20 protein-coding genes are annotated in these 21,134 nt (G+C 29.5%); 8 read left to right on the top strand and 12 right to left on the bottom strand.

The window, feature by feature from the left end; genetic code table 11:
• The first annotated feature begins 53 nt into the window (after positions 1 to 53).
• Genes ETU08_RS04455 through ETU08_RS04445 form a run of 3 tightly spaced genes read left to right on the top strand, consistent with a single transcriptional unit; the run spans position 54 to position 3,896 of the window.
• Positions 54 to 3,146, top strand: a complete 3,093-nt coding sequence (locus ETU08_RS04455; protein WP_146261816.1) for a UvrD-helicase domain-containing protein — start codon at positions 54 to 56, stop codon at positions 3,144 to 3,146.
• A gap of 11 nt (positions 3,147 to 3,157) precedes the next feature.
• Positions 3,158 to 3,532 (top strand): ribosomal maturation YjgA family protein, encoded by a 375-nt coding sequence (locus tag ETU08_RS04450; protein ID WP_146261815.1) that lies wholly within the window; start codon positions 3,158 to 3,160, stop codon positions 3,530 to 3,532.
• A 1-nt stretch (position 3,533) separates the two neighbouring features.
• Positions 3,534 to 3,896: a YraN family protein gene (locus ETU08_RS04445; RefSeq protein WP_146261814.1), complete on the top strand. Its 363-nt coding sequence runs from the start codon at positions 3,534 to 3,536 to the stop codon at positions 3,894 to 3,896.
• Here ETU08_RS04445 and ETU08_RS04440 read toward each other — a convergent pair.
• Genes ETU08_RS04440 through ETU08_RS04395 form a run of 10 tightly spaced genes read right to left on the bottom strand, consistent with a single transcriptional unit; the run spans position 3,891 to position 14,836 of the window.
• Positions 3,891 to 4,586 carry a tRNA1(Val) (adenine(37)-N6)-methyltransferase gene (locus ETU08_RS04440; protein WP_185145279.1) on the bottom strand — a complete coding sequence of 232 codons (696 nt, stop codon included), beginning with the start codon at positions 4,584 to 4,586 and terminating at the stop codon, positions 3,891 to 3,893. The two genes, ETU08_RS04445 and ETU08_RS04440, sit on opposite strands and share 6 nt — an antisense overlap.
• Positions 4,579 to 6,012: a sensor histidine kinase gene (locus ETU08_RS04435; RefSeq protein ID WP_146261812.1), complete on the bottom strand. Its 1,434-nt coding sequence runs from the start codon at positions 6,010 to 6,012 to the stop codon at positions 4,579 to 4,581. The genes ETU08_RS04440 and ETU08_RS04435 overlap by 8 nt, the downstream gene beginning before the upstream one ends.
• A 42-nt stretch (positions 6,013 to 6,054) precedes the next feature.
• Positions 6,055 to 7,392, bottom strand: coding sequence for a hypothetical protein (locus tag ETU08_RS04430; protein ID WP_146261811.1), 1,338 nt, complete (start codon positions 7,390 to 7,392; stop codon positions 6,055 to 6,057).
• Between the two features lie 20 nt (positions 7,393 to 7,412).
• Positions 7,413 to 8,585 carry an ABC transporter ATP-binding protein gene (locus tag ETU08_RS04425; RefSeq protein ID WP_221410536.1) on the bottom strand — a complete coding sequence of 391 codons (1,173 nt, stop codon included), beginning with the start codon at positions 8,583 to 8,585 and terminating at the stop codon, positions 7,413 to 7,415.
• 12 nt (positions 8,586 to 8,597) lie between these two features.
• A complete protein-coding gene (locus ETU08_RS04420; protein WP_146261810.1) occupies positions 8,598 to 9,932 on the bottom strand; it encodes a DUF58 domain-containing protein in 1,335 nt (444 codons plus the stop codon).
• A gap of 2 nt (positions 9,933 to 9,934) precedes the next feature.
• Positions 9,935 to 10,918, bottom strand: a complete 984-nt coding sequence (locus ETU08_RS04415) for an AAA family ATPase (RefSeq protein WP_146261809.1) — start codon at positions 10,916 to 10,918, stop codon at positions 9,935 to 9,937.
• A gap of 6 nt (positions 10,919 to 10,924) precedes the next feature.
• A complete protein-coding gene (locus ETU08_RS04410) occupies positions 10,925 to 12,121 on the bottom strand; it encodes a DUF4350 domain-containing protein (protein ID WP_146261808.1) in 1,197 nt (398 codons plus the stop codon).
• 10 nt (positions 12,122 to 12,131) lie between these two features.
• Positions 12,132 to 12,917 (bottom strand): hypothetical protein, encoded by a 786-nt coding sequence (locus ETU08_RS04405; RefSeq protein ID WP_146261807.1) that lies wholly within the window; start codon positions 12,915 to 12,917, stop codon positions 12,132 to 12,134.
• Positions 12,901 to 13,878 (bottom strand): DUF7847 domain-containing protein, encoded by a 978-nt coding sequence (locus tag ETU08_RS04400; protein WP_146261806.1) that lies wholly within the window; start codon positions 13,876 to 13,878, stop codon positions 12,901 to 12,903. Before ETU08_RS04400 ends, ETU08_RS04405 begins: the two co-directional genes overlap by 17 nt.
• Complete coding sequence (locus ETU08_RS04395) at positions 13,856 to 14,836, bottom strand: stage II sporulation protein M (protein ID WP_146261805.1); 981 nt, start codon at positions 14,834 to 14,836, stop codon at positions 13,856 to 13,858. The genes ETU08_RS04400 and ETU08_RS04395 overlap by 23 nt, the downstream gene beginning before the upstream one ends.
• Before the next feature lie 47 nt (positions 14,837 to 14,883).
• Here ETU08_RS04395 and ETU08_RS04390 point away from each other — a divergent pair, with 47 nt between their 5' ends.
• The 4 genes from ETU08_RS04390 to ETU08_RS04375 are packed head-to-tail and all read left to right on the top strand — an operon-like array spanning position 14,884 to position 17,618.
• Positions 14,884 to 15,633 carry an RDD family protein gene (locus ETU08_RS04390; RefSeq protein ID WP_146261804.1) on the top strand — a complete coding sequence of 250 codons (750 nt, stop codon included), beginning with the start codon at positions 14,884 to 14,886 and terminating at the stop codon, positions 15,631 to 15,633.
• A 25-nt stretch (positions 15,634 to 15,658) separates the two neighbouring features.
• Positions 15,659 to 16,639 (top strand): Gfo/Idh/MocA family oxidoreductase, encoded by a 981-nt coding sequence (locus tag ETU08_RS04385; protein WP_146261803.1) that lies wholly within the window; start codon positions 15,659 to 15,661, stop codon positions 16,637 to 16,639.
• A 25-nt stretch (positions 16,640 to 16,664) separates the two neighbouring features.
• Positions 16,665 to 16,973 carry a CD225/dispanin family protein gene (locus tag ETU08_RS04380; protein ID WP_185145064.1) on the top strand — a complete coding sequence of 103 codons (309 nt, stop codon included), beginning with the start codon at positions 16,665 to 16,667 and terminating at the stop codon, positions 16,971 to 16,973.
• A 54-nt stretch (positions 16,974 to 17,027) separates the two neighbouring features.
• Positions 17,028 to 17,618 (top strand): hypothetical protein, encoded by a 591-nt coding sequence (locus ETU08_RS04375; RefSeq protein ID WP_146261801.1) that lies wholly within the window; start codon positions 17,028 to 17,030, stop codon positions 17,616 to 17,618.
• Between the two features lies 1 nt (position 17,619).
• Here the strand turns inward: ETU08_RS04375 and ETU08_RS04370 are convergent, their stop codons facing one another.
• Positions 17,620 to 18,108 (bottom strand): dihydrofolate reductase, encoded by a 489-nt coding sequence (locus tag ETU08_RS04370; protein ID WP_311388679.1) that lies wholly within the window; start codon positions 18,106 to 18,108, stop codon positions 17,620 to 17,622.
• Positions 18,109 to 18,202: 94 nt separating this feature from the next.
• Positions 18,203 to 20,698 carry a M1 family metallopeptidase gene (locus ETU08_RS04365; protein WP_146261799.1) on the bottom strand — a complete coding sequence of 832 codons (2,496 nt, stop codon included), beginning with the start codon at positions 20,696 to 20,698 and terminating at the stop codon, positions 18,203 to 18,205.
• A 104-nt stretch (positions 20,699 to 20,802) separates the two neighbouring features.
• Between ETU08_RS04365 and ETU08_RS04360 the strand changes: the two genes are divergently transcribed.
• Positions 20,803 to 21,096, top strand: coding sequence for a DciA family protein (locus tag ETU08_RS04360; protein WP_146261798.1), 294 nt, complete (start codon positions 20,803 to 20,805; stop codon positions 21,094 to 21,096).
• The last annotated feature ends 38 nt before the right edge of the window (positions 21,097 to 21,134 follow it).

Genomic DNA, 21,134 nt, shown 5'->3' with positions numbered 1-21,134 from the left:
TTCTAAGCCCAAACAATTTAATTACTTTTGTTTTAGCCAGTGAAAAAACACTTATGGAAACAAACTATACAATATACAATGCATCTGCTGGAGCAGGGAAAACTTTTACATTGGTAAAGAAGCTTGTTACTATACTATTAAAAGATGAAAATTTAGACACGGTAAGATCGGTTTTAGCCGTAACTTTTACCAATAAGGCGGCTAACGAAATGAAAGTGAGGATTCTTAACTGGTTAAAGGAATTTTCTGATAAAACAAAATACAAAGAAAATATTGTTTTAAAATTAATTTCTGAGGAGTTAGGAATAAGCCTGGAAATTTTAAATCAAAGAGCCTACAAGACACTTTCTTACTTATTGCATCATTATTCATTACTAAGCGTTAGCACTATAGATAAATTCAATCTTCGATTGATGAAATCTTTTACTAAAGAACTAGGTCTCTCATATTCTTTCTCTGTTGAACTAGATGCTTCCGAATACTTAAAACAGTCCATAGACGAATTGGTCTATCAATTGGGTACAGAGAATCCTTTTGCAGAAGTAATTTTAAACTATATTTTTTGGAAGTTTGAAAATGAGTCAACCACAGATATCCGAAAAGAGCTATTAAGCTCTTCCCAAAATTTTCTTAAGGAAATGCATTTGGAGAATCTAGAATCGGTAACCCAAAAAGATTTTGAAGATTTTAAAAAACTCAATCAAATACTGGTAAAAAGAATAAAAAGCAATCATGATGAAGTAATAAATATTGCTAAGAAAATTGTTGATTTAATACAAACCCATGGTTTGGAAGCTTCTGATTTTTACCAAGGAAAAAATGGAATGGGAGCCGCTTTTTATAAAATAGCTTTAGAAGGGAATATATTTCTAAATTTTGAATCTGCTAACTATAAAAAATTTTGTGAGGAAGAGAAATATGCAAAAGCGAAATCCCCTAAAGAGGATGATATTAAGCTTATAGCTCCAGAAATGATAAAGGCTTTTAATCAAATAAAACAGCTGGTTAATAGAATTAAAATTGATGAATCCGTTCGAAAAAATCTAATTACCCTAGAATTACAATCTGAAATTACAGGCTTTTTAGACCAAAAAAAAGAGGAGAACGATGTGGTATTTCTTTCAGATGTAAACAAGTTAATCAGCAGGCATTTAAAAGAGGAGCCAGTGGCATTTATTTATGAAAAACTTGGAGGTAGATACAATCACTATTTTATTGATGAATTTCAGGATACTTCCCAATTGCAATGGGATAATTTTTTGCCCTTAATTGAAAATGCAAAAGTATCCGATGGAACATCAATCACCTTAGTAGGAGATCCCAAACAAGCTATTTATAGATTTAGATCAGGCAAACCCGAAATTTTGATTGATCTTATATCATCCGCCGAAGAAAAAAACATACAAATTGAAAATTTACAGAATAATTATAGAAGCTTACCCAATGTGGTAGATTTTAACAATCAATACTATCAATTTTTAGCGAATACAGAACTTTCAAATCCCGATTACAAAGATTTATTTGGAAATAAATTGCAACAAATTTCTTTTCAAAAAGAAGGAGGTAGGGTTCAAGTATCCTTTGTACCCCCCAAAGAAGAAGAGGATGATTTTATGTCAGAAAGAGTGGTGGAAATTATAGAGGAATCTTTAAGTAATGGCTTTGCCTTTCAAGATATTGTAATACTAGTAAGAAATAAGAACCATAGCTACTCAATCGTAGAAAAAATAATTGAAAAAGGTTATCCCATACTTACAGAAGAAGCCCTTCTAGTTGCTTCATCTCCAGCAATACAAGCAATCATATATGCCTTTCGCTGGATTGAAAAACCCGAGGATAAAGTGCCTTTAATACGAATGCTATATCAGCTATATAAGTTAGATAAAATAAAAATACAAGATTTTACGGAAGAAATTTTAAAACTTCAAAATCTAAGTTTCACAGAGATACTTAAATTCTTGAGCGAAGAATTCAACCTACAAATACATAATAAGCAATCCAACAATTTAAGTTTTTATGATTTTGCAGAAGAATTTATTAATTCTTTAAACTTCGGAAGTAAAGAAGACTTATACATATCAGCATTGTTGGATATGATATTACAATTTGAAAAAAATTCTGTCTTAAGTTTATCAGAATTTTTAGAACATTGGGAAATAAAAAGTAAAGGATTATCCATTAGATTCCCAGAACATAGAAATGCTATCCAGATTATGACTATACATAAATCCAAGGGATTAGAATTTCCTCTAGTTATTTATCCACGTTATGAAAAAAGAAAGTCGAATAGTGAAGAATATTGGTTTCCTTTAGAGGAAGATTTGTACGAAGGTTTTGATAAATACTACACCTCAAGTAAATCCAATTTAGATGAAACAAACGAAGAAATTAAACAAGTAATAGATAAACAGGAATTTGAAAAAAAGATTGATGAATTGTGCATAGAATACGTAGCAACCACTAGAGCCGTTCAACAATTATTTTTATTAATTGAGCAGAAATCTGAAAAATCTATAAGTTCCATTTCTAGTTTTTTAGCCAACCAAGGACATGAAGCGAAGGGAGTTATTGAACTATATCCGAACACTCATTTTACAAATCTTAAACCTAAGGATAAAGATTATCCAATAGAAGATCAAATGATTCAGTGGTATTCTGGAAGTTGGAATCAAAAATTAAAAGTAAGCTCAGAGATTCACAAATTCTATAGAGAAGAGAATAAAGAAATACAATATGGCAATGCAATACATGCAATATTAGCAGAGATAGAAACTTTAGAGGATTTACCTTTAATTTTAAAAAAATATATCTATAAAGGGGTATTAGAATCAGAGAATTTACCAATTGTTAAAGAGCTAATTACGAATCTTGTTATTCATAAAGATTTAAAAATCTTTTTTAGTGAGGAGGTTAGAATATATAAAGAACAGGAAATACTTTGGGAGCATAAATTCTATCGACCGGATCGATTGGTTGAATTGAACGGTGAGTTTCATATATTAGATTTTAAAACAGGGCAAAAGCTATCTAAGCATAAAAAGCAAATCGAATCCTACGAAAATGCATTGCTATCCATGGGGAAAAGAATTAATAGTAAACAATTAATATATTTGTTAAACTCAGAAATAGAGATTATAAAATTATAAATACGGGCACTATGAAATTTACATTTAGTTTACGAGCTTTTCTCCTTTTTTTATTTTTTTTATTAATAGAGATTGTAATTGGTATTTATGTAAAAGATTCATTTATTCGTCCCTATGGTGGAGATTTTTTAGTTGTATTTCTAGTATTTTATGCATTTAAAACCTTCTTGCCAACTAAAACTTTACCGTTGATAATAGCAACATTATTACTGGCTTATCTGGTAGAGTTCACTCAATATTTAAGACTGGCAGATGTTCTAGATATAAAGAATAAGGTGGTAAGAATTATTTTAGGAACTTCATTCAGTTGGGAAGATATGATTGCTTATACGTTCGGATGTATTTGTTGTTATTTTATAGAAAAGAAAATTTTTAAACAAAAATAAATTGGCTATACATAATGACTTTGGTAAAGAAGCAGAGAAAGAAGCTCAGAAATATCTTAGAAATAAAGGGTATTCTATTTTAGAAACCAATTGGAGGTTTCATCAGGCAGAAATTGACATCATAGCCCTATACCGTTCTTATTTGGTTATTGTGGAAGTTAAAGGCAGATCTGGAAATTCTTTAATAAGCCCGGAAGAAGCAGTAAATGTATTTAAAAAGAAGTTGCTGATTGATGCAGCCAATCGTTATGCAGAAAATTATCCGGAGGAAATCAATGTAAGGTTTGATATTATTTCACTTATTAGAAATGAGAATCGTTGGCAAGTAAACCATATTGAAGATGCCTTTGAAGCAATTTTATAAATAGAAATCGGTAGTTAAATTCTTGTATTTTGAAGACCATACTCTGGGACTTTCTTCTATATATATACTATCTGTTAATATTTCCTTTTTATTTAAAGAAAACTCCGTAAAAATTCTTTTAAATCTCCCATTTTTAATTCCAGAAATATAAACCATTCGTTCAGGATAAAAATGATTACTTTCGCCTTTACTTAAAACTTCTTTCTCACCATCTATAGGGAAGATTAGCCCCAGTTTCCCATTTTTAGCTATAATTTCTTTTGCTTTAGTAAATAGTAAATCATAAGAAAATTTTATTTGATGTCTAGCCACAGGGTGCTTTTGATGCAATTGTTTAGAAGTTTTAAAAAATGGAGGATTACAAATTATATAATCAAAAGGAAAATCAGAAGAATAATTATTTAAATCCTCATGAATAACTCTAATATTTTTAGAGAAAGAAGATTTAGAACAATTTTCTTTAGCTAGGGAAGCAGCTTCTACTTCAGAATCTATAGCTATGATTGAAATAGAAGGATTTCTTTGCGCAGAAATTAAGGATAACAAGCCAGTGCCTGTACCTACATCCAGTAAATTATAGGCATTACTAATATTTGCCAAGCAGCCCAGTAGAACGCCATCGGTACCCACTTTAAAAACAGAATTTTCCTGTTTAATTGTAAATTTTTTAAATTTAAAACAATTATTCACCTTTGGGTATTTCAAATTTAAATACACTTCCTACCCCTTCTTCAGAGGTAAAATTGATGGAACCATTGTACTCCTCAATAATTTTTTTAATAATGGCTAAACCAAGCCCACTACCACTAGATTTGGTAGAAAACTGGGGAGTAAAAATTTTAGATTGAATTTCTTCAGGAATTCCAGTACCATTGTCAATGACAAAAAAATATACATTGTAATTGTCTTGAGCTATTTTTACAGCAATTTCTGGTGTTTGATTTTCTGGAATTGCCTGAAAAGCATTTTTTACCAGATTGGTAAGTATACGATTTAATAAATTTGGATCAAAGTTTAGTATAATATTTTCTTCTGCAACAATCTCAATGTATTGAGAGGGAAAAATTTCCAATGAATTTTTTGCAATTTCTAAAACATTGATTTTTTCATCTTTTTTGATTGACATTTTTGCAAAGTCTGAAAAAGCTTCAGCTATGGAAGCAATGGTATCTATTTGGGTAATCAATGAACGAATTAATTTATTTAATTTATCCTTAATTTCAGGATCCTCAGGATTAAATCTTAATTGAAAACTTTGAATTTCTAACCTCATTGGGGTTAGCGGATTTTTAATTTCATGAGCCACTTGTCTAGCCATTTGCTGCCAAGCACTATCTTTCTCAGATTTTATAAGAGCATCGGTTTGCTCTTTAAACTTTACTAACATTATGTTGTAAGCCTTAACCAATGGACTTATTTCGTCTATGTAATTATATAGTATAGGTCGATTGTTGGTTAATGCTCCAGTATCGCTAAGTCTTTGGGCTAGATCTTTTATTTTTCGTGTTAAAGTTTGAGAGAAAAACCATGAAAAAACACCGCTAACTACCAAAACTATTAACATGATTACTAAATATCGATACAATAAAGTATGGAAATCCTTTTTTAAGAAGAATTCATCATGCAAGAAAGGGAAATTTATGATAGCAATAGGCTCATAATTGTTATTATAAATATAGCGGTAGATGGTAGCATAGTTTTCTCCGGTAAGTGCCGATTTCTTATTAATCTTTATGCGATCATTATTGATACTAAGACTTTTTAAATATTCTTTAGGAATAAATTTTGTGGAAGCATCAGGGATTTTATTTCCTAAAAGAAAATTTCCGTTTAAAGAATAAAAATTAATATCAAGATTATTAATGTCTGAAATTTCATAAATTTTATTCCCAATTTTATCTTTTACTTCACTGGATGCTGTATTTTTTTTGGATAGTAGATAGTCAAAAGTTTCTACAATTAACTGTTCTTTTCTTTCAAGTTTTTTATTATTGTATTCCCTAGCAATTCTTACATATTGGTAAAATGTAATCAATCCCATAGCAAACATACTACTAACGACAACCAGTATTATAACTAAAAAAATACGAAGTGAAAGAGGGAACCTTTTATACATAAAAATATATAATAGATGTTTACTAATAATACAATTGATAATTTATTCTTCTGGCAAAGATTTCCATACCTTTATTTGTTTTACAAAAAAGAACAGGACTACAATACTTAAAATCAAATTTAGCCATAAAAATTTATCTAAATTTTCACTAAAGTAGGAGTATATACAAGAACTAGACCTATTTTCAATGGGAGATAAATTTTTACACCAATTCATGAAAATTATAAATATTATATAGGGTACAAAGGGGAAAATCCACAGGACTAAATTTAAGGAGATAGAGGAAAATCCTTTAGTTTTATTTTTACCTAATATTTTACTTTCAAGATGTAGGAAAAGAATTAAAAAAGTTAGAAGCCAGAAATAAGTATATAAATTTTGAGAGGTATAGCCAAAAGATATAAAATCTAGAATTGCCATAAAGATGCCGCTGGTAAAAATCAACAATCCTAATATAATAAATGAGGTGATCCAAGCCTTTGCATGAGTAACTCGAATAGAAAAAATAATAAGAGAGAATACCAATGCAATATAAAACGTGATTAATACAAACTTTAAAACAGGTTCTAAAGAATTATAGGCCTCAAAAATATTATGGTATACATGGTTGAAATAATAATAATTATCTTTATAATTATCTAGTTTTAAATAAGAATCTAAAATATATTCGGGTGGATGATAATAAAATTTTATCCAAGAGTCAGTAGTTAAATTAGTCTTTAAATGGTGTTTTTTATGTAGATCTAAAAATGAATTTAGGGTACTTTTAATACTGTCTTTGTTTTCCTTGATTAGCCATTCATGCACCTGATGGCTATATATTGAATCTTTACGGGTATATTGGTAATTTTTTAAGGATAATAAGGAATTAGGGAAATTACCACTTTCAATATCGTTGTAATCATTCAAATACACATTAGGGATTAAATAATTAATTTTCACTAATAAATCTAAGGTTTTATTAGTTTCTTCTAATGATGCATAGCTTCTAGTTTTGGTTAAGGATCCTTGATAAAAGGAAAAGCAATATAGGAAAGCGCCTATAATAATAAAATAAGATAAGATCCATTCCTTAAATAAAGAAAAGGAAGTTCTAGGATATAAAGATTTAAATCCATTATTTTTTAAATAAAAGGTTAGCCAAACTATGAGGGTGAGCAAAGAAGAAAGTATAGCAATACCATATAAAGGAAAGTTTGGCTCATTGTAATGATCATAAGGAAATCTAGTATAGTTATTAAAGGTAAATTTTGTAGAAAAATAACCTAAGAAAAAGAAGAGTATATTAAAAATAACTATAAGTATAAGTATAGGAACTAATTTAAGATTCCAAAGTAATGGATGATTTACCAATAAATTAGATTGTAATTTTTTTAACATAATTAAATTTTAGTAGTAGTTTAAACAAAAAAACGACGGGTAGAGTTAGAAATATCTCTTAAATATTTAATAGGAATGTTATTTTCTATAATAAGCTGTAAAAAATGATTCATAGTTACAGTTTTAGGGAAATATCCCAAAAAGGATCCGCCGTTGAATTGTAATTTAGTGATTTCTAAGGCAGAAAATATTGGATATAATTTTTCATATTGCCATTCAGTTTCAAATTCAATTATGAATTCATGGTGGGTTGAATTTTCAGAATTTATTTTAGATTGAGTATATTTTTTTTCTCCATTTTTCAAGAAAACTACTTGATCTGCTGCTTTTTCAACCTCATACAATTGCTGAGAACTTAGAATAATGCCTAAAGGTCTGAATGGAGATTTAGCAATGGATTTAAAATCATTCAAAACAGTTTGTTGAGCATTGATATCTAAATTTGCCAATGGTTCATCAATTAATAATAATTTAGGTTTACGTATAAGCATTCGTGCAAGTTCAAAACGCATTTTATAACCGGAAGATAAGTTTTTCCATTGCAAATTTTGGTAATTTCTTAGTCCCAGTCTACTTAAAACAAGCTCAACCAAAAGCAAGTTTTCTTCGCCTTTAATTCCATAAGAGGCAGCCGCAAAACGCAATTGATCGAGGATAGCTCCCTGCCAAGAAGTATATCTTTGAGGTATGTAAACCAAGCGGCTTCTTAAATCATAATTATTTTGGTAATGAAAGTGATAATTAATCTCACCGTCTGTTGGAAGTAGTTCTCCGCATAGAGCTCTAAGTAAAGTTGTTTTTCCATTGCCATTTTCACCTACCAAACCTATTATTTCTCCTTCTTTAAGTTTAAAAGAAATAGGACCTAAGGCAAACGAAGACTTGCTATAAGCTTTTTTTAAGTTTTTTATTTCTAATAAGTCAGTGGAAGGAACTATAGGTTTTTTTACTAGAAAAGTATATAGCTGATTAAGTAATAAGCTATATTTTTCCTTTTTGCCATCTAAATTAGATTCATTATAATCATTCCAAGCCAGAAGATCATGAGCTTCCCTGTAAAAGCTAATTTCTTCGGTGTCTAACGTTAAGTCAATGATTCTTTTTAAAGCAAGAGGGAAATCTTCAAATTGAATAAAATTTGCAATTTCTTTGTATTGATTTTCAAATGAGCTTATATCAGTAGTTATTTTCATAGTAAGTAGTCTTTAAATAGTACCGCGTGCCTTTAATTCCAAATATTTGTTAATGGTATTAATGGTAAGTTTTTCAGGTTCTGTAAGAATAGACTGTATCCCATTCTTTTTTAATTCTTTAACAATTAATTCCTTATCAAAAGCAAATTTTTCAGCAATAACTTTTTGGTAAATCTCTCTGGTATTTTTTGCAGGTTGATGGATCAATTTTTTTAATTCAACATTTTTAAAAAATATAACAATCAATAAATGATTCTTAGCAATCGCTTTTAGATAAGGAAGCTGTCGTTGCATAGAATCCATATTTTCAAAGTTTGTAAATAAAAGGATTAAACTTCTTTGATTGATAGTTCTCTTAATATTTCCATACAATCTACCAAAATCGCTTTCAGCAAAATCAGTCCTTATATTGTACAAAGTATTTAAGATAAGCTCCATTTGAGATTTTCTCCTTTCAGCAACAATTTTATTTTCAATTTTTCTTGAAAATGTAAACAGTCCCGCTTTGTCATTTTTTTGCAAGGCTACATTGGAAATCACTAAACTTGCGTTGATAGAGTAGTCAAGAAGAGAAAGACCATTAAAAGGCATTAACATTACTCTACCTTTGTCAATCACAGAGTAAACCGGTTGTGAACGTTCATCCTGAAATTGATTAATCATCAACTGATTTCGTTTAGCTGTTGCTTTCCAGTTGATGTTTCTAATATCATCACCATAAACGTAATCCCTGATTTGTTCAAATTCCATAGTATTACCAACCTTTCGTATTTTTTTAACCCCATATTCATGTAAACGGTTGGTGAAAGCCAATAAGTCGTATTTTTGAAGCTGTAGAAAGGAAGGATATACGGCTATGTCTTTGCCTTCTTCAAAAATATATCTTTTTTTTACAAGTCCCAGTATGCTTTCTGCATATACATTTAATTTTCCAAATTTATAAACTCCACGTTTCGTAGGATGAATTTGGTACGTATATTCTTTACACTCGCCTTTTTTTAACTTTACTTTGAATAAGAAATTTCTTATTTGAAATTGAATTGGAATCTCATCAATGACTGATAATGAAACATGAAAGTTGTACAAATTCTCAAAAGTGATATGTACAGGATTATCATCCCCATTACTAAATTTTTCAGGCAATAAACGATTGGCTCGAATACCATTTTTTACAAGATACAATAAAAACATATCTGCAATAATTGCTAAAAAATATAGTAAGAAAAGATATTTAACTAGAATAAACAAAGGTTCTATAAAATTAGCTAAAATAAAAGCTAATACAAATCCTAATAATATTAGAAATAATCGTTGGGTAAGATATAAAGATTTAAAAAATTTTAACACAACTATCTAGGTATTTCAATTCCGTCAATAATTTGCTTTATCACTAAAGTAGGTGTTAGACCTTCCATTTCTCTTTCCGGAGTTAGTATAATTCTATGTTTGAGTACCGATGGGGCAAGATATTTTACATCGTCCGGAGTAACAAAATCTTTTCCTTGTAAGGCTGCATAGGATTTACAAGTATTTAAAATTGAAATAGAAGCCCTAGGGGATGCTCCTAAATAAAGATTGGCATTGTTCCTAGTGGAAGTTACTACTTTGGCGATGTAATTAATGATAGAGTCCTCAACATGCACTTTTTTCACTAAATTTTGAAAATTAATAATATCCTCAGCAGAAATTACCGCTTGCACTAAATCAGTTTCATTTTGTGATTCAATTTGATTGTGATTTTTTAAAATATTAATTTCTTCTTCCAATTTTGGATAATCAATTTCAATTTTAAATAAAAATCGATCCAATTGAGCTTCCGGTAACCGATAAGTACCTTCTTGTTCTACTGGATTTTGTGTTGCTATAATGGTAAAAGGACGAGGGAAAAAATAAGTTTGGCTATCTACAGTAATCTGCCTCTCTGCCATTACTTCAAATAACGCAGATTGAGTCTTGGCTGGTGCACGATTAATTTCATCGATTAATACAATATTTGAAAAAATTGGACCTCTTCTAAATTCAAAATTTGTCGTTTTTTCATTGTATATTGAGGAACCGATAACGTCTGAGGGCATTAAGTCAGGAGTAAATTGTATTCTACTAAAAGGTGCAGAAATACATTTGGCAATAAGTTTGGCAAGAACTGTTTTTGCTACTCCAGGAACACCTTCCAGTAGTAAATGTCCATCCGCCAATATGGCTGTAAGAATCAAGTCTATAGCTTCTTCTTGACCAACAATAATCTTTTTTAATTCGGCTCGAATTTTATCTGCTGAAATTTTTAATAAGGACAAGTCAATCCTGTTTGTGTATTGAAATTTATCGTTTTCCATGTAGGGTTAAATTTTAGTATAAAATAAGTCAATAGTTTGATTAATTAGTTTTAAATCATTTTCCGTGGATGATTTTGAATCTCTGTTTTTTTGAATGAGCGATACAATTTTATCAGTAATCTCTTTAGAAACTCCAGATTTTGTATGAAGTTTTTCAGAAAAATTCTCATCAATAAATGCGGTGTTTAAAAAATATTTTTCTTTAACAAAATATAAGAAATAAGTAATTTTTTTATTAATAATATCTTGATGTTCTCTTTGGTTGAAATATATATTTCCTATGGTTTTAGTAAACTCCACAGTAGTATTTTTTAAAGGATTTACAATAGGAATAATTCGCTGAAGCCTTTTTCCTAAAAATAAAACATAGATGATAGATCCTAGAATTAGAACTCTCCAAGCCCAAGTTAAAGCAGGAGAAGAAAAAATATACATAAGAATTCCCTTCTGTACGGAATTTATAGATTTATTTTGTTCGTCCCAAAGAATATTTTTTTTGTCAATATAATTAAGTGAATGAATGGCGTAGGTATAAGTATCATCATTCAATAGATAATAATTTGTAAAGGCTTCTGGGAGTAGATGGATATAGAAATTACCTTCTCCATATTTAGTTTTAATAAAATTAGCCTTTCTATTTCCTGATTGGGTCAACTCCCCTAAAATTACCGATTTGGTAGTATCAATTTTAGAGAAATAGGTCAATGGGTTTACCTTATTATAGGTGTATTCTTGTTTTTCAAAGCTAGGGTTAACCAGTCTTAACTTTACTCGATCCTTTAAACGGTTAGAATTGTAAATAATATCAGTTTCTACATTAAGTTGTTTTTCTAACTCTTCAGGTAGATGATTGGAAATAATAAAAACATCTCCACCAACATTAACAAAATCATTTAAGTATTCTAAATCTGTCTCAGAGATTGTAGAATTTTTATTAAGAAAAAAATATAAAGAATTAGAATCATAGGTTTCTTCGTTTTCAAATAAATAGGCTGAAGGCGTTTCAGAAATAGAGGTTACTATTTTTTGTGGAAAAAGTTTGCTAAATTCCTGAAAAAGCACATAAGTACCTAAAGGAATTTTATCTTTAGAAGAATATGTTTCCGTCCAGTCCACAGGCTTAGGCTTTTGGTATTCTAAATACATCAGCCCACCAATAACGATAATAAAAATGCCTATATAGATCTTTAAATGTTTATTCAAGAGAGTAAGTTTATAATTTAGATATCATTTGTTGAAGTTCTAAAAATTTACTTTTCGCAAGTAAAAAATCCGATTCCCTTGGAGAATAATCCCCATACCAAGAATAATCAAAAGTTTTAGAAGTTGATTGAAATAAATTTTTTAAATCATAATTTTTAATCTCATAAAAATAGTCATAATTGGTTTTGTTCCTATGGTATTCAATTACCTTCTTATTCGCCATTAATTTTAAAATTCTTAAATAATAAAAACGTATAGCTAACCGATAATTTTTGTCTGATACCGCTTTGTTTATGAATTGTTCAAAGTCTATAGTATCAATGTTTTTCTCAACTTCTTCGGCGGATAGAATATCTTCATCATTTCTACCAATAGTTTTTCTAAATTTCTTGATTAGAAATAGGAGACCTACGATTAGTAAAATTGCAAGCAATGATAATAGTATGAAGTTCAAAAGATTTCTACTACTTAATTGATTCTGCTCTGTATTAAAGTTGAAAAGTTTTTTAATAAAATTAAATATTTTTTGAACTATCCAATTAAAATATTTGGATAAAAAATTAGAGTCAGAATCAGAATCTTTTTGAGGGATTTCATAAATGAAATCTTTTCCAGTATAGATGTTAGAGGGTTTTTCCGGAAGATCATTTATGGGGCTTATTTTACTTTGATCGTGTAGAATAGAATCAGTTACAGCTGGTAATTTCTTAGTAGGGAATAATAAAAATAATACAACTGTAATTTGTACAAATCTATTAGATAAATTCGTAGTTCGTATTTTAAACCTCTGCCTCATACACTCCAATTTTATCCAACTCTTTATAAGTATTATAGCCTTGTCTTTTTTCTTTCGTACTATAATAAAAAAAACAAGTGCCAATATATTTTAAAGAATACATAAGAAATCCAAAAGCGCCCCCCAAGCCTATTAATAAACTGCTTAGAACCGTTGCATTATCCGACGGATCATTATCATTAATTATTCCTAAAATTGAGCTTATGTACAATAGAATAGTGCCTGGTAGCTTAAACAAGGAAGAAATCATTGAAGTTATAATACCAAAAATTAAACAGAATAAAAAGGTTTCCCAAAAAATATTTTTAGTGAAGTTGAAACTATTTTTAATTGAATCCCAAACACCCTTATCCTCTAGAATTATAAACAGAGGGCTAAATAAGATCTTTATATATAGATAAAAAATGAGAAATGTAAATATAATATAAAGCAAGATGGTTACAATTATTCCTAATTTCCACAACATTAAGGGGATAAGGCAAATTAAATTTCCTATAATTATTGTTAGAATCAATAAAACATTGTAAAATAAAATTTTTGGAAAATATTTTTTAGAAGTTTTCCAAACAGAAGAAGGGGTTATTTCAGACACGTTTTGATATAATTTTATATAACTAAAACTGACAATAGAAATAAACATGGAAAGAAGCAACGCACCAATATATGTTAAAGAAAGATAAGAAAATGATCTTATTAATCCCGAATTTTGAATTTCTAAAATAAAATTATGAAAATTTAAATTCTCAAATCCTTCTGTGTTATTAAAAGATAATGTAGAAGAAAAGTAATCGTTAAAATATAAGTATGAAGTTAAACCATAAATAAGTATAGGAATAAAGCAAATATAAAATAGGCTTATGGATAGTGATTTTAAATTTAGCCATGCAAACCGAAAAGAATCGGTAATAATTTTGCTTAATGAGCGATTCTCAACAAAATCAAATTTTTGGATTGAATTCATGATTGTCAAATTTTTTTCTTAGTAGTCTAGGATAAATTATATAATAAAAAATAATAATTACTAAAGATACAATAATAATGCTTATGGCTACAGGCAATGGCATCAAAGTGTAGCGAGTTACAAAACTTTCTAAAAAACCGGCACAAACAAAGAAGGGCAGAGTGCTAAAAGTAATTTTTAATCCGTCTTTAAACCCCTTTTGAACAGACTGTAAGCGGGTGTAAGTTTTAGGGAATAATATACTATTGCCCAAAATTAATCCGGCAGCACCACAAACAATAATTACAAAAATTTCAAAGACTCCATGTACCCATATAATAGAGTTAGCTCTTAACCCAACGCCGTATTGAAGGAGAAATCCATCAAAGGTTCCAACCATAACACCGTTTTGAAATAATACGTAAATTGTAAAAATTGGCGTAAAAATTCCACCCAGAAAGGAAATGAAACCAACTCTAATATTGTTAGTAGTAATAGTTAAAAACATAGTCCATGCAGAAGTTTGATGATAAACTGCCATAGGATCTCCTATTTTAATATTTTTGATCGTCATATCAACATAGCCATTTCCCAAAATTACACGTGCGAAATCTAAATCTTTATAAACAGAAAATAATCCAATTGCGGCAGACAATAAAAAAATAATCAAAGACAATAAAAACTCTTTTTGGTAAGAACTAAAGAGTAAAGGAAGTTCATACTTCCAAAAAGTGATTATGCGACTAGATTTTTCCTTTTTATTTTTATAAATATAGAAATGAGCCTTTCTAGCTAAATCGTTTAAATATATTGTTGTATTGCCTTTAGAATAGTAGGTTTTGGAATAGCTTAAATCATTGATAATTTGCAAGTACAAATCAGCTAATTCATCCGGACGAAGTTTTTTTTTGTTCTTTAAAGCATTTTCAAAATTGCTCCATTGTAGTTTGTTTTTATTTATAAAAGCAGCTTCTCTCATTAAAAAATAGTACTTTTGTTGCAATATTACAAAAAAATTAATATACAATGAACGGAGCTCAAATCAATACTTCTCAAAATGTATCCATAGACTATAATTTGGCTGATATTGGAGAGAGAGTAGTGGCAAAAATTTTAGATACATTGTTTATTTTAGGTTATTTATTGTTCTGCTTAGCTATATTTATAGGTGTTGCGTATTGGTATGAAGATAATCTTGAATTTTTTATTGAAAATGATGGAGCTATAGCAATAACTATTTATTTAGTAATGATGATTCCTGTGTTTTTTTATTCTCTATGGGCCCCCTATTTTATGCAGGGGCAAACATTCGGGAAAAAAATAATGAAATTGAAGATCGTTAAAGTAGATGGATCAGAAGCTGGTTTTAGTACCTATCTTATACGTTGGTTATTAAATATTATAGATAGCTTATTCTATTATATAGTTGGGTTGGTTGTGATGGGGACCACTGAAAAAAGACAAAGGGTTGCTGATTTAGTGGCGAAAACCGTTGTTATATCCACGAAGCCAAAAATGAAAATAGATCAAACCATCTTAGCCCAGATAGATGAAAATTATACACCAACTTTTACACAAGTATTACAATTGTCTGACAACGATATACAAATAATTTCAAAAACCTTAACAAGAATCAAGGCTACATCAGATTACAGTATGCTTTCAAAGCTTCGAGAAAAAATTGAAAGTGTTATTCATGAGAGCAAACCGGAGTTGACGGATATGGATTATGTTCAAACTGTAATCAAAGACTATCAGTATTTTTCTCAACAATAAGTAATTATTTAAATTTAAAGAAATTATGCTAAAAGTAGGATTGGTAGGAGCAGGACATTTAGGGAAAATCCACTTAAAATTATTAAGACAATCATCCAAATACCAATTAATAGGTTTTCATGATTTAGATATGGAAGCAGGTGAAAGTTTAGCTCAAGAATTTGGGTATAAATATTATGAGAATTTTGATGAGCTATTGAACCAAATTGATGTTTTAGATATAGTTACTCCAACATTTGCACATTTTGAATATGCAGAAAAAGCGATTATAGCAGGTAAACATTTTTTTATTGAAAAACCCATTACAAATAGTCTGGAGCAAGCCAATCAATTGATTCAATTGGCTAAGCAAAACAATATAAAAGCACAAGTAGGACATGTAGAAAGGTTCAATCCTGCATTTATATCCTCCAAACCATTTATCGTTAACCCCATGTTTATGGAGATTCATCGTTTGGCAGAATTTAATCCAAGAGGAACAGATGTGCCCGTGGTTTTAGACTTGATGATTCATGATTTAGATATTGTTTTATCCGTAGTAAAATCTAAAGTTAAAAATATTCATGCTAGTGGAGTAGCCGTTGTAAGTAATACTCCTGATATTGCAAACGCAAGAATTGAATTTGAGAACGGATGTGTAGCCAATGTAACTACCAGTAGAATCTCCATGAAAAATATGAGAAAAAGCAGGTTTTTTCAAAAAGATGCTTATATTTCCATTGATTTTTTAGAAAAAAAAGCTGAAATAATAAAAATGGAAGATGCTCCTAAAGAAATTCAACCGTTTGATATGATTATCGAAAATTCAAATGGAGATAAAAGAAAAATCGTTTTCCAATATCCAGAAGTACAATCAAATAATGCAATTTTAGATGAATTAGAGTCATTGGCAGACTCTATTGAGAAAAAACTGCCTGTGCAGATTCCTCTTGAACAAGGAAAAGAGGCATTAGAAATTGCAATGGAAATTATGCGCCAAATTGACAATAGCATTAAAAATATTTAGCAAAAACATTCTATTATTATTTAGATTGAAAGAAGAAAACATAGATAAGGATATTGATAAAATTCTGGGAGATCAGAAGCCTCCAGATAATTATTTAGCTTTAGCCATCATATCAACCATTGTATGTTTTGCGCCTATAGGTGTTTTTTCACTTTTTTATTCTTTAAGAGTCAATCAATATTGGGAAGAGAAAAAATATGCTAAATCTAGAAGGGCATCTATATTAACAAGAGTTATTTGTGTGTGGACGATAGTTGCTGGAATAATTTTTTGGGTTGGTATTTTATTTGGAGCTATTTATAACATCTTTGGCAATAGATATCTTGTATTTTAAACCTATAAAATGCATGATTTTTGCTATTAATTAGATATTTTTAAAATTTACTATATGAAAAATTATAAAATTTTACGCAAATGTACCTTTAGCTTATTCATTTTTTCGTTCTTTTTTTTAGGAGTAAGCTGTGATAAAGCTACTTTATCTGAAAGTAATGCTTGGGATGCGGTTGACAAGTATTTAAAAGTCAATCCTATTTACGAAACCGTAACGATGTCCTTGGGAGAAGTAAAATTTAGTCCTAATAAAGATTCAAGAGAATTGTCTGCCTATAAGAAATTAGCACAAGAAGGCTATATTACTTTTGAGGCTATTAAACAAAAAAAGAAATTTTTAAGCAAAGATAGTATTTTAACTTATGAGGTGAAGCTTACCGATAAGGCAAAGCCATGGGTATTAAATCAGAAAAAAAATCAAGTTGAAGTTAAGTCTATAGAATATCAATTGGATAAAAAAGATGATCCAAAAATAGAACTAACTGGAAAAAAATCTGGAAAAGCAATCCTTAATTTACACAAAGCCAATACCGTTTTTTCAATATTATCAGAGGATAACAATCCTCATACTACATTTATCACGCAGACATTCCTGTTAAATTTTAAAAAAGACAAAGGTTGGGAAGTTACTAAAAGTAAAAAATAATTTATTTTTTCTCAAAACTTATAAAACGGAAGCTATAACTATGCTTTTCATCCATTGGGTGAAACTCTTCCTTAGTTTTTTTCCACTGAGAATAATCAATAGAAGGAAAGTAAGTATCCGCCTGATCAATTTTAGTTTCTACAAGCGTAATTTCTAAATTATCAACTAGGTTAAGAGTTTCCTTATAGAGGATTCCTCCACCTATAATAAACGGATTATCATCTTTACTTTTTGCAAATTGTAAAGCTTCCTTTATAGAATGATGTATGATAACATCTTCAACAGCTTTAAATTTCGGATTAGAGGTAATTACAACATTCGTTCTATTGGGTAAAGGTTTTCCTAAAGATTCATAAGTCTTTCTACCCATAATTACAACATGGTTTTGCGTTAATTTTTTAAAGTGTTTTAAGTCGCTGGGTAAATGCCATAAAAGTTGATTATTACCTCCAATGGCTTGGTTTTCATCCATAGCTACAATTATCGTCATTATAAATAGGCTTCTTTGAAATTAAACGTAAAGTTAGAAAATAAAAATGGCTTTCATTTAGAAAGCCATTTTTATTAAAGAAATATCTTTTATTCTACATCATTTTATTTAATCCCTCAGAGATCATTGAAACTTGTTTCTTTAAACTATTGTTAGAAGGATTGATATTTAAAGCTCCTTGCTTCATCTGTAAAGAAGCTTCCATCACTTGTTTCATAAGATCTCCAAAACTATATTTTTTTGCTTGTGGATAGATTTTAACAATTGAATCTACAATGTTTTTAGTTTCAACTGGGTAATCTCCACTCATAATAGTTCTAAGTATAGCAAAATAAGTATCTGCTTCTTGTTGAGATTTTGCATACATTAGTAGATTTAAGAAATTTTTAGATATTAAATCTAGTTTAGAATTGTCTTGGTTTGCAATTAAAGCTTTTGCAATAGCAAGCTCTAAATCTTTTCCAGGATTTTTATCATCCACTTTATCCGCCAATTCTTTACCCAAAGCTTTATCTCCTTTTACACTAGCTTCTATGGCTGCCGCTTTAATTCCATAAGAAGGACTTTCAAAAGATTTCTTAAATAAATTTAAATATTTCGCCGCATCTAATTCACCTAATTGTTTAATAGCTTCTGCTTGCACTAAAGTTTTCTTATCAGAAGTAGCAATTTTTTCTAAAACCGAGGCAGATTTTTGCTTCACCTTTGGATTTGTTAAATCTAATTGAGAAATGGCAAAAACTCTAAGACCTTCAAAAGGGTCAGAGGAAGCAGCTTGCAGTAAAGTTTCTAAAGCTAGTGGGTTGGAAGTCTGCAAATCAGCCAGTTTATTAATGGCTTCTTTTCTTGAGTAGTACTCTGGTGTATTTTTATACTGATAAATGTATTGCTCAGGAGTTTTTTCCATAGTTATTTCAGCCAATAATATATTGTCTGGATTTACATTAACCAATTGAGGTTTTGTTTTGGAAGGTATTTCAAAGGTATTTGTTTCAGTGGCTTTAGCCCAAACTTGGTGATGATTGGCTTTGCCGTTTTCATAAATATCAATATCCAGTGGGAATTGAAATTTAGGTTCCTGAGTTTGGGTAATTGTAACAGTTACAGATTTCTTAGTATCGTTATAAGTATAAGAAACTTTTAGTTTGGGATGTCCATTACCAAAAAACCATTGATTAAAAAACCAATTTAAATCTTTTCCGCTAATTTCTTCCCAAGCTAAACGTAAATGATGAGCTTCCGTCGCTTTGTATTTATTTTGGTTTAAATATAGATTCATTCCGGCATAAAATGCATCATCTCCCAAGTAATTTCTTAGCATATGTAAAACCAATCCACCTTTATTGTAACTAACGGCATCGAACATATCCTCTTTGTCTTTATATTGAAAGCGAATTAAGTCTTTAGTAAAATTCTCCCCTCCATTTAAATAACCGTCAAGTTCCTCGGCACGATGTTCTTCAGCATAATCTTTTCCATACTTATGTTCTAGCCATAAATATTCAGAATAATTTGCAAAAGCTTCATTCAAGGGTAAGTTAGCCCAACTTTCATTGGTAGCTAAATCCCCAAACCAATGGTGGAAAAGTTCGTGAGCTATTACAGGTTCCCAACTATTTTTATCTATCAATTGACCCGGTTTTTGTTGAGCATTTTCTGCGTGTAAGGTACTGGTAGTATTTTCCATGGCGCCACTAACATAATCGCGCGCTACCATTTGGCTATATTTTTCCCATGGATAAGGGTATTGCAATTTATTGGAAAAAAACTCAATCATATCAGGAGTATCGCCAAAAATTTGTTTAGCGTAAGGCTCAAATTCTTTTTCAACATAATATTCAACAGGAATATTTTTCCATTTATCTTTCACCACTGCAAAATCACCGATACCCATAAAAAATAAATAAGGAGCATGTTTTTGGTCAAATTTCCAATAATCCGTTCTAGTACCATCAGAATTTTTTATGCCACTTTTTAAAACTCCATTAGATAATGTAACATATTGGTCAGGAACGGTAATATATATTTCTTGAGATGTTTTTTGGTTTGGCGCATCTATGGTTGGGAACCAGCAACTACTAGCTTCAGTTTCTCCCTGTGTCCAGATTTGGGTAGGTTTATCTTTTTCCTCGCCTCTAGGATTTATAAAATATAATCCTTTTGCAGAATTAATGGCGGCACTACCTTTTTGTGTGACTGTAGAAGGAATGGCCGTATATTTTATATAAATTTCGTATTCTTCCCCTTTCTTATAAGTTTTGTCTAATTGAATTTTTAACTTAGAATTTTGGTAGGAATATTTTAAATCCTTACCATTGGCTAATTTAACTGTTGAAATTTCCATTCCTTTAGCATCTAAAGTTAAAGAGTCGGTAGGGTAGAAATGCGGTTTAAGTGTTACCCACTCTTCCCCCAATAATTTTTCGTTGGGGATATCAAAACCAACCTTTAATTTAGTATGAACTAAATCGTTTATCATTGTAGATGAAGGATTATAGCCAGAATAATCCTGAGCCTCCACTAAAAAAAAAGTAAACAGGGAAATTAGTAAAACTAATTTTTTCCCTAATAACGCGTTTTTAGTATACATATATGTATTATATTTCTTTAAATTAGCTATAAAAATAATTAAATTATTACAAGTAAATTTAAGTTGATTCTATTTTTTTATAAAAATTAGTTTCATTGATCAATATGAGTATACGAAGGAAAGAACAAACCAGCAATTCTGCAATAAAAAACTTAATTAAAGTTTTAGGTATAGAGGAAAAATTATTGATTGTAGAAATTCAAAATTTGTGGAGAGAATTGATGGGGCCTTCAATTTTTGAACATACTACAAGGATGTTTATAGATAATGAAATTCTTTATATACAAATAGATTCAGCAGTTATAAGAAATGAATTGAATTTTAATCAAGAAAAACTTTACAATGAGATAAATAAAGCAATTGCACAAAATAGATTTTCAAAGATTAAATTTATCTGATATTATGTTGTAATGTCATTATGTATTTCAGAACTTAT

This window comes from Apibacter muscae (assembly GCF_007845635.1).
GTDB lineage: Bacteria > Bacteroidota > Bacteroidia > Flavobacteriales > Weeksellaceae > Apibacter > Apibacter muscae.
This window is presented reverse-complemented; position numbering and strand designations above follow the sequence as displayed.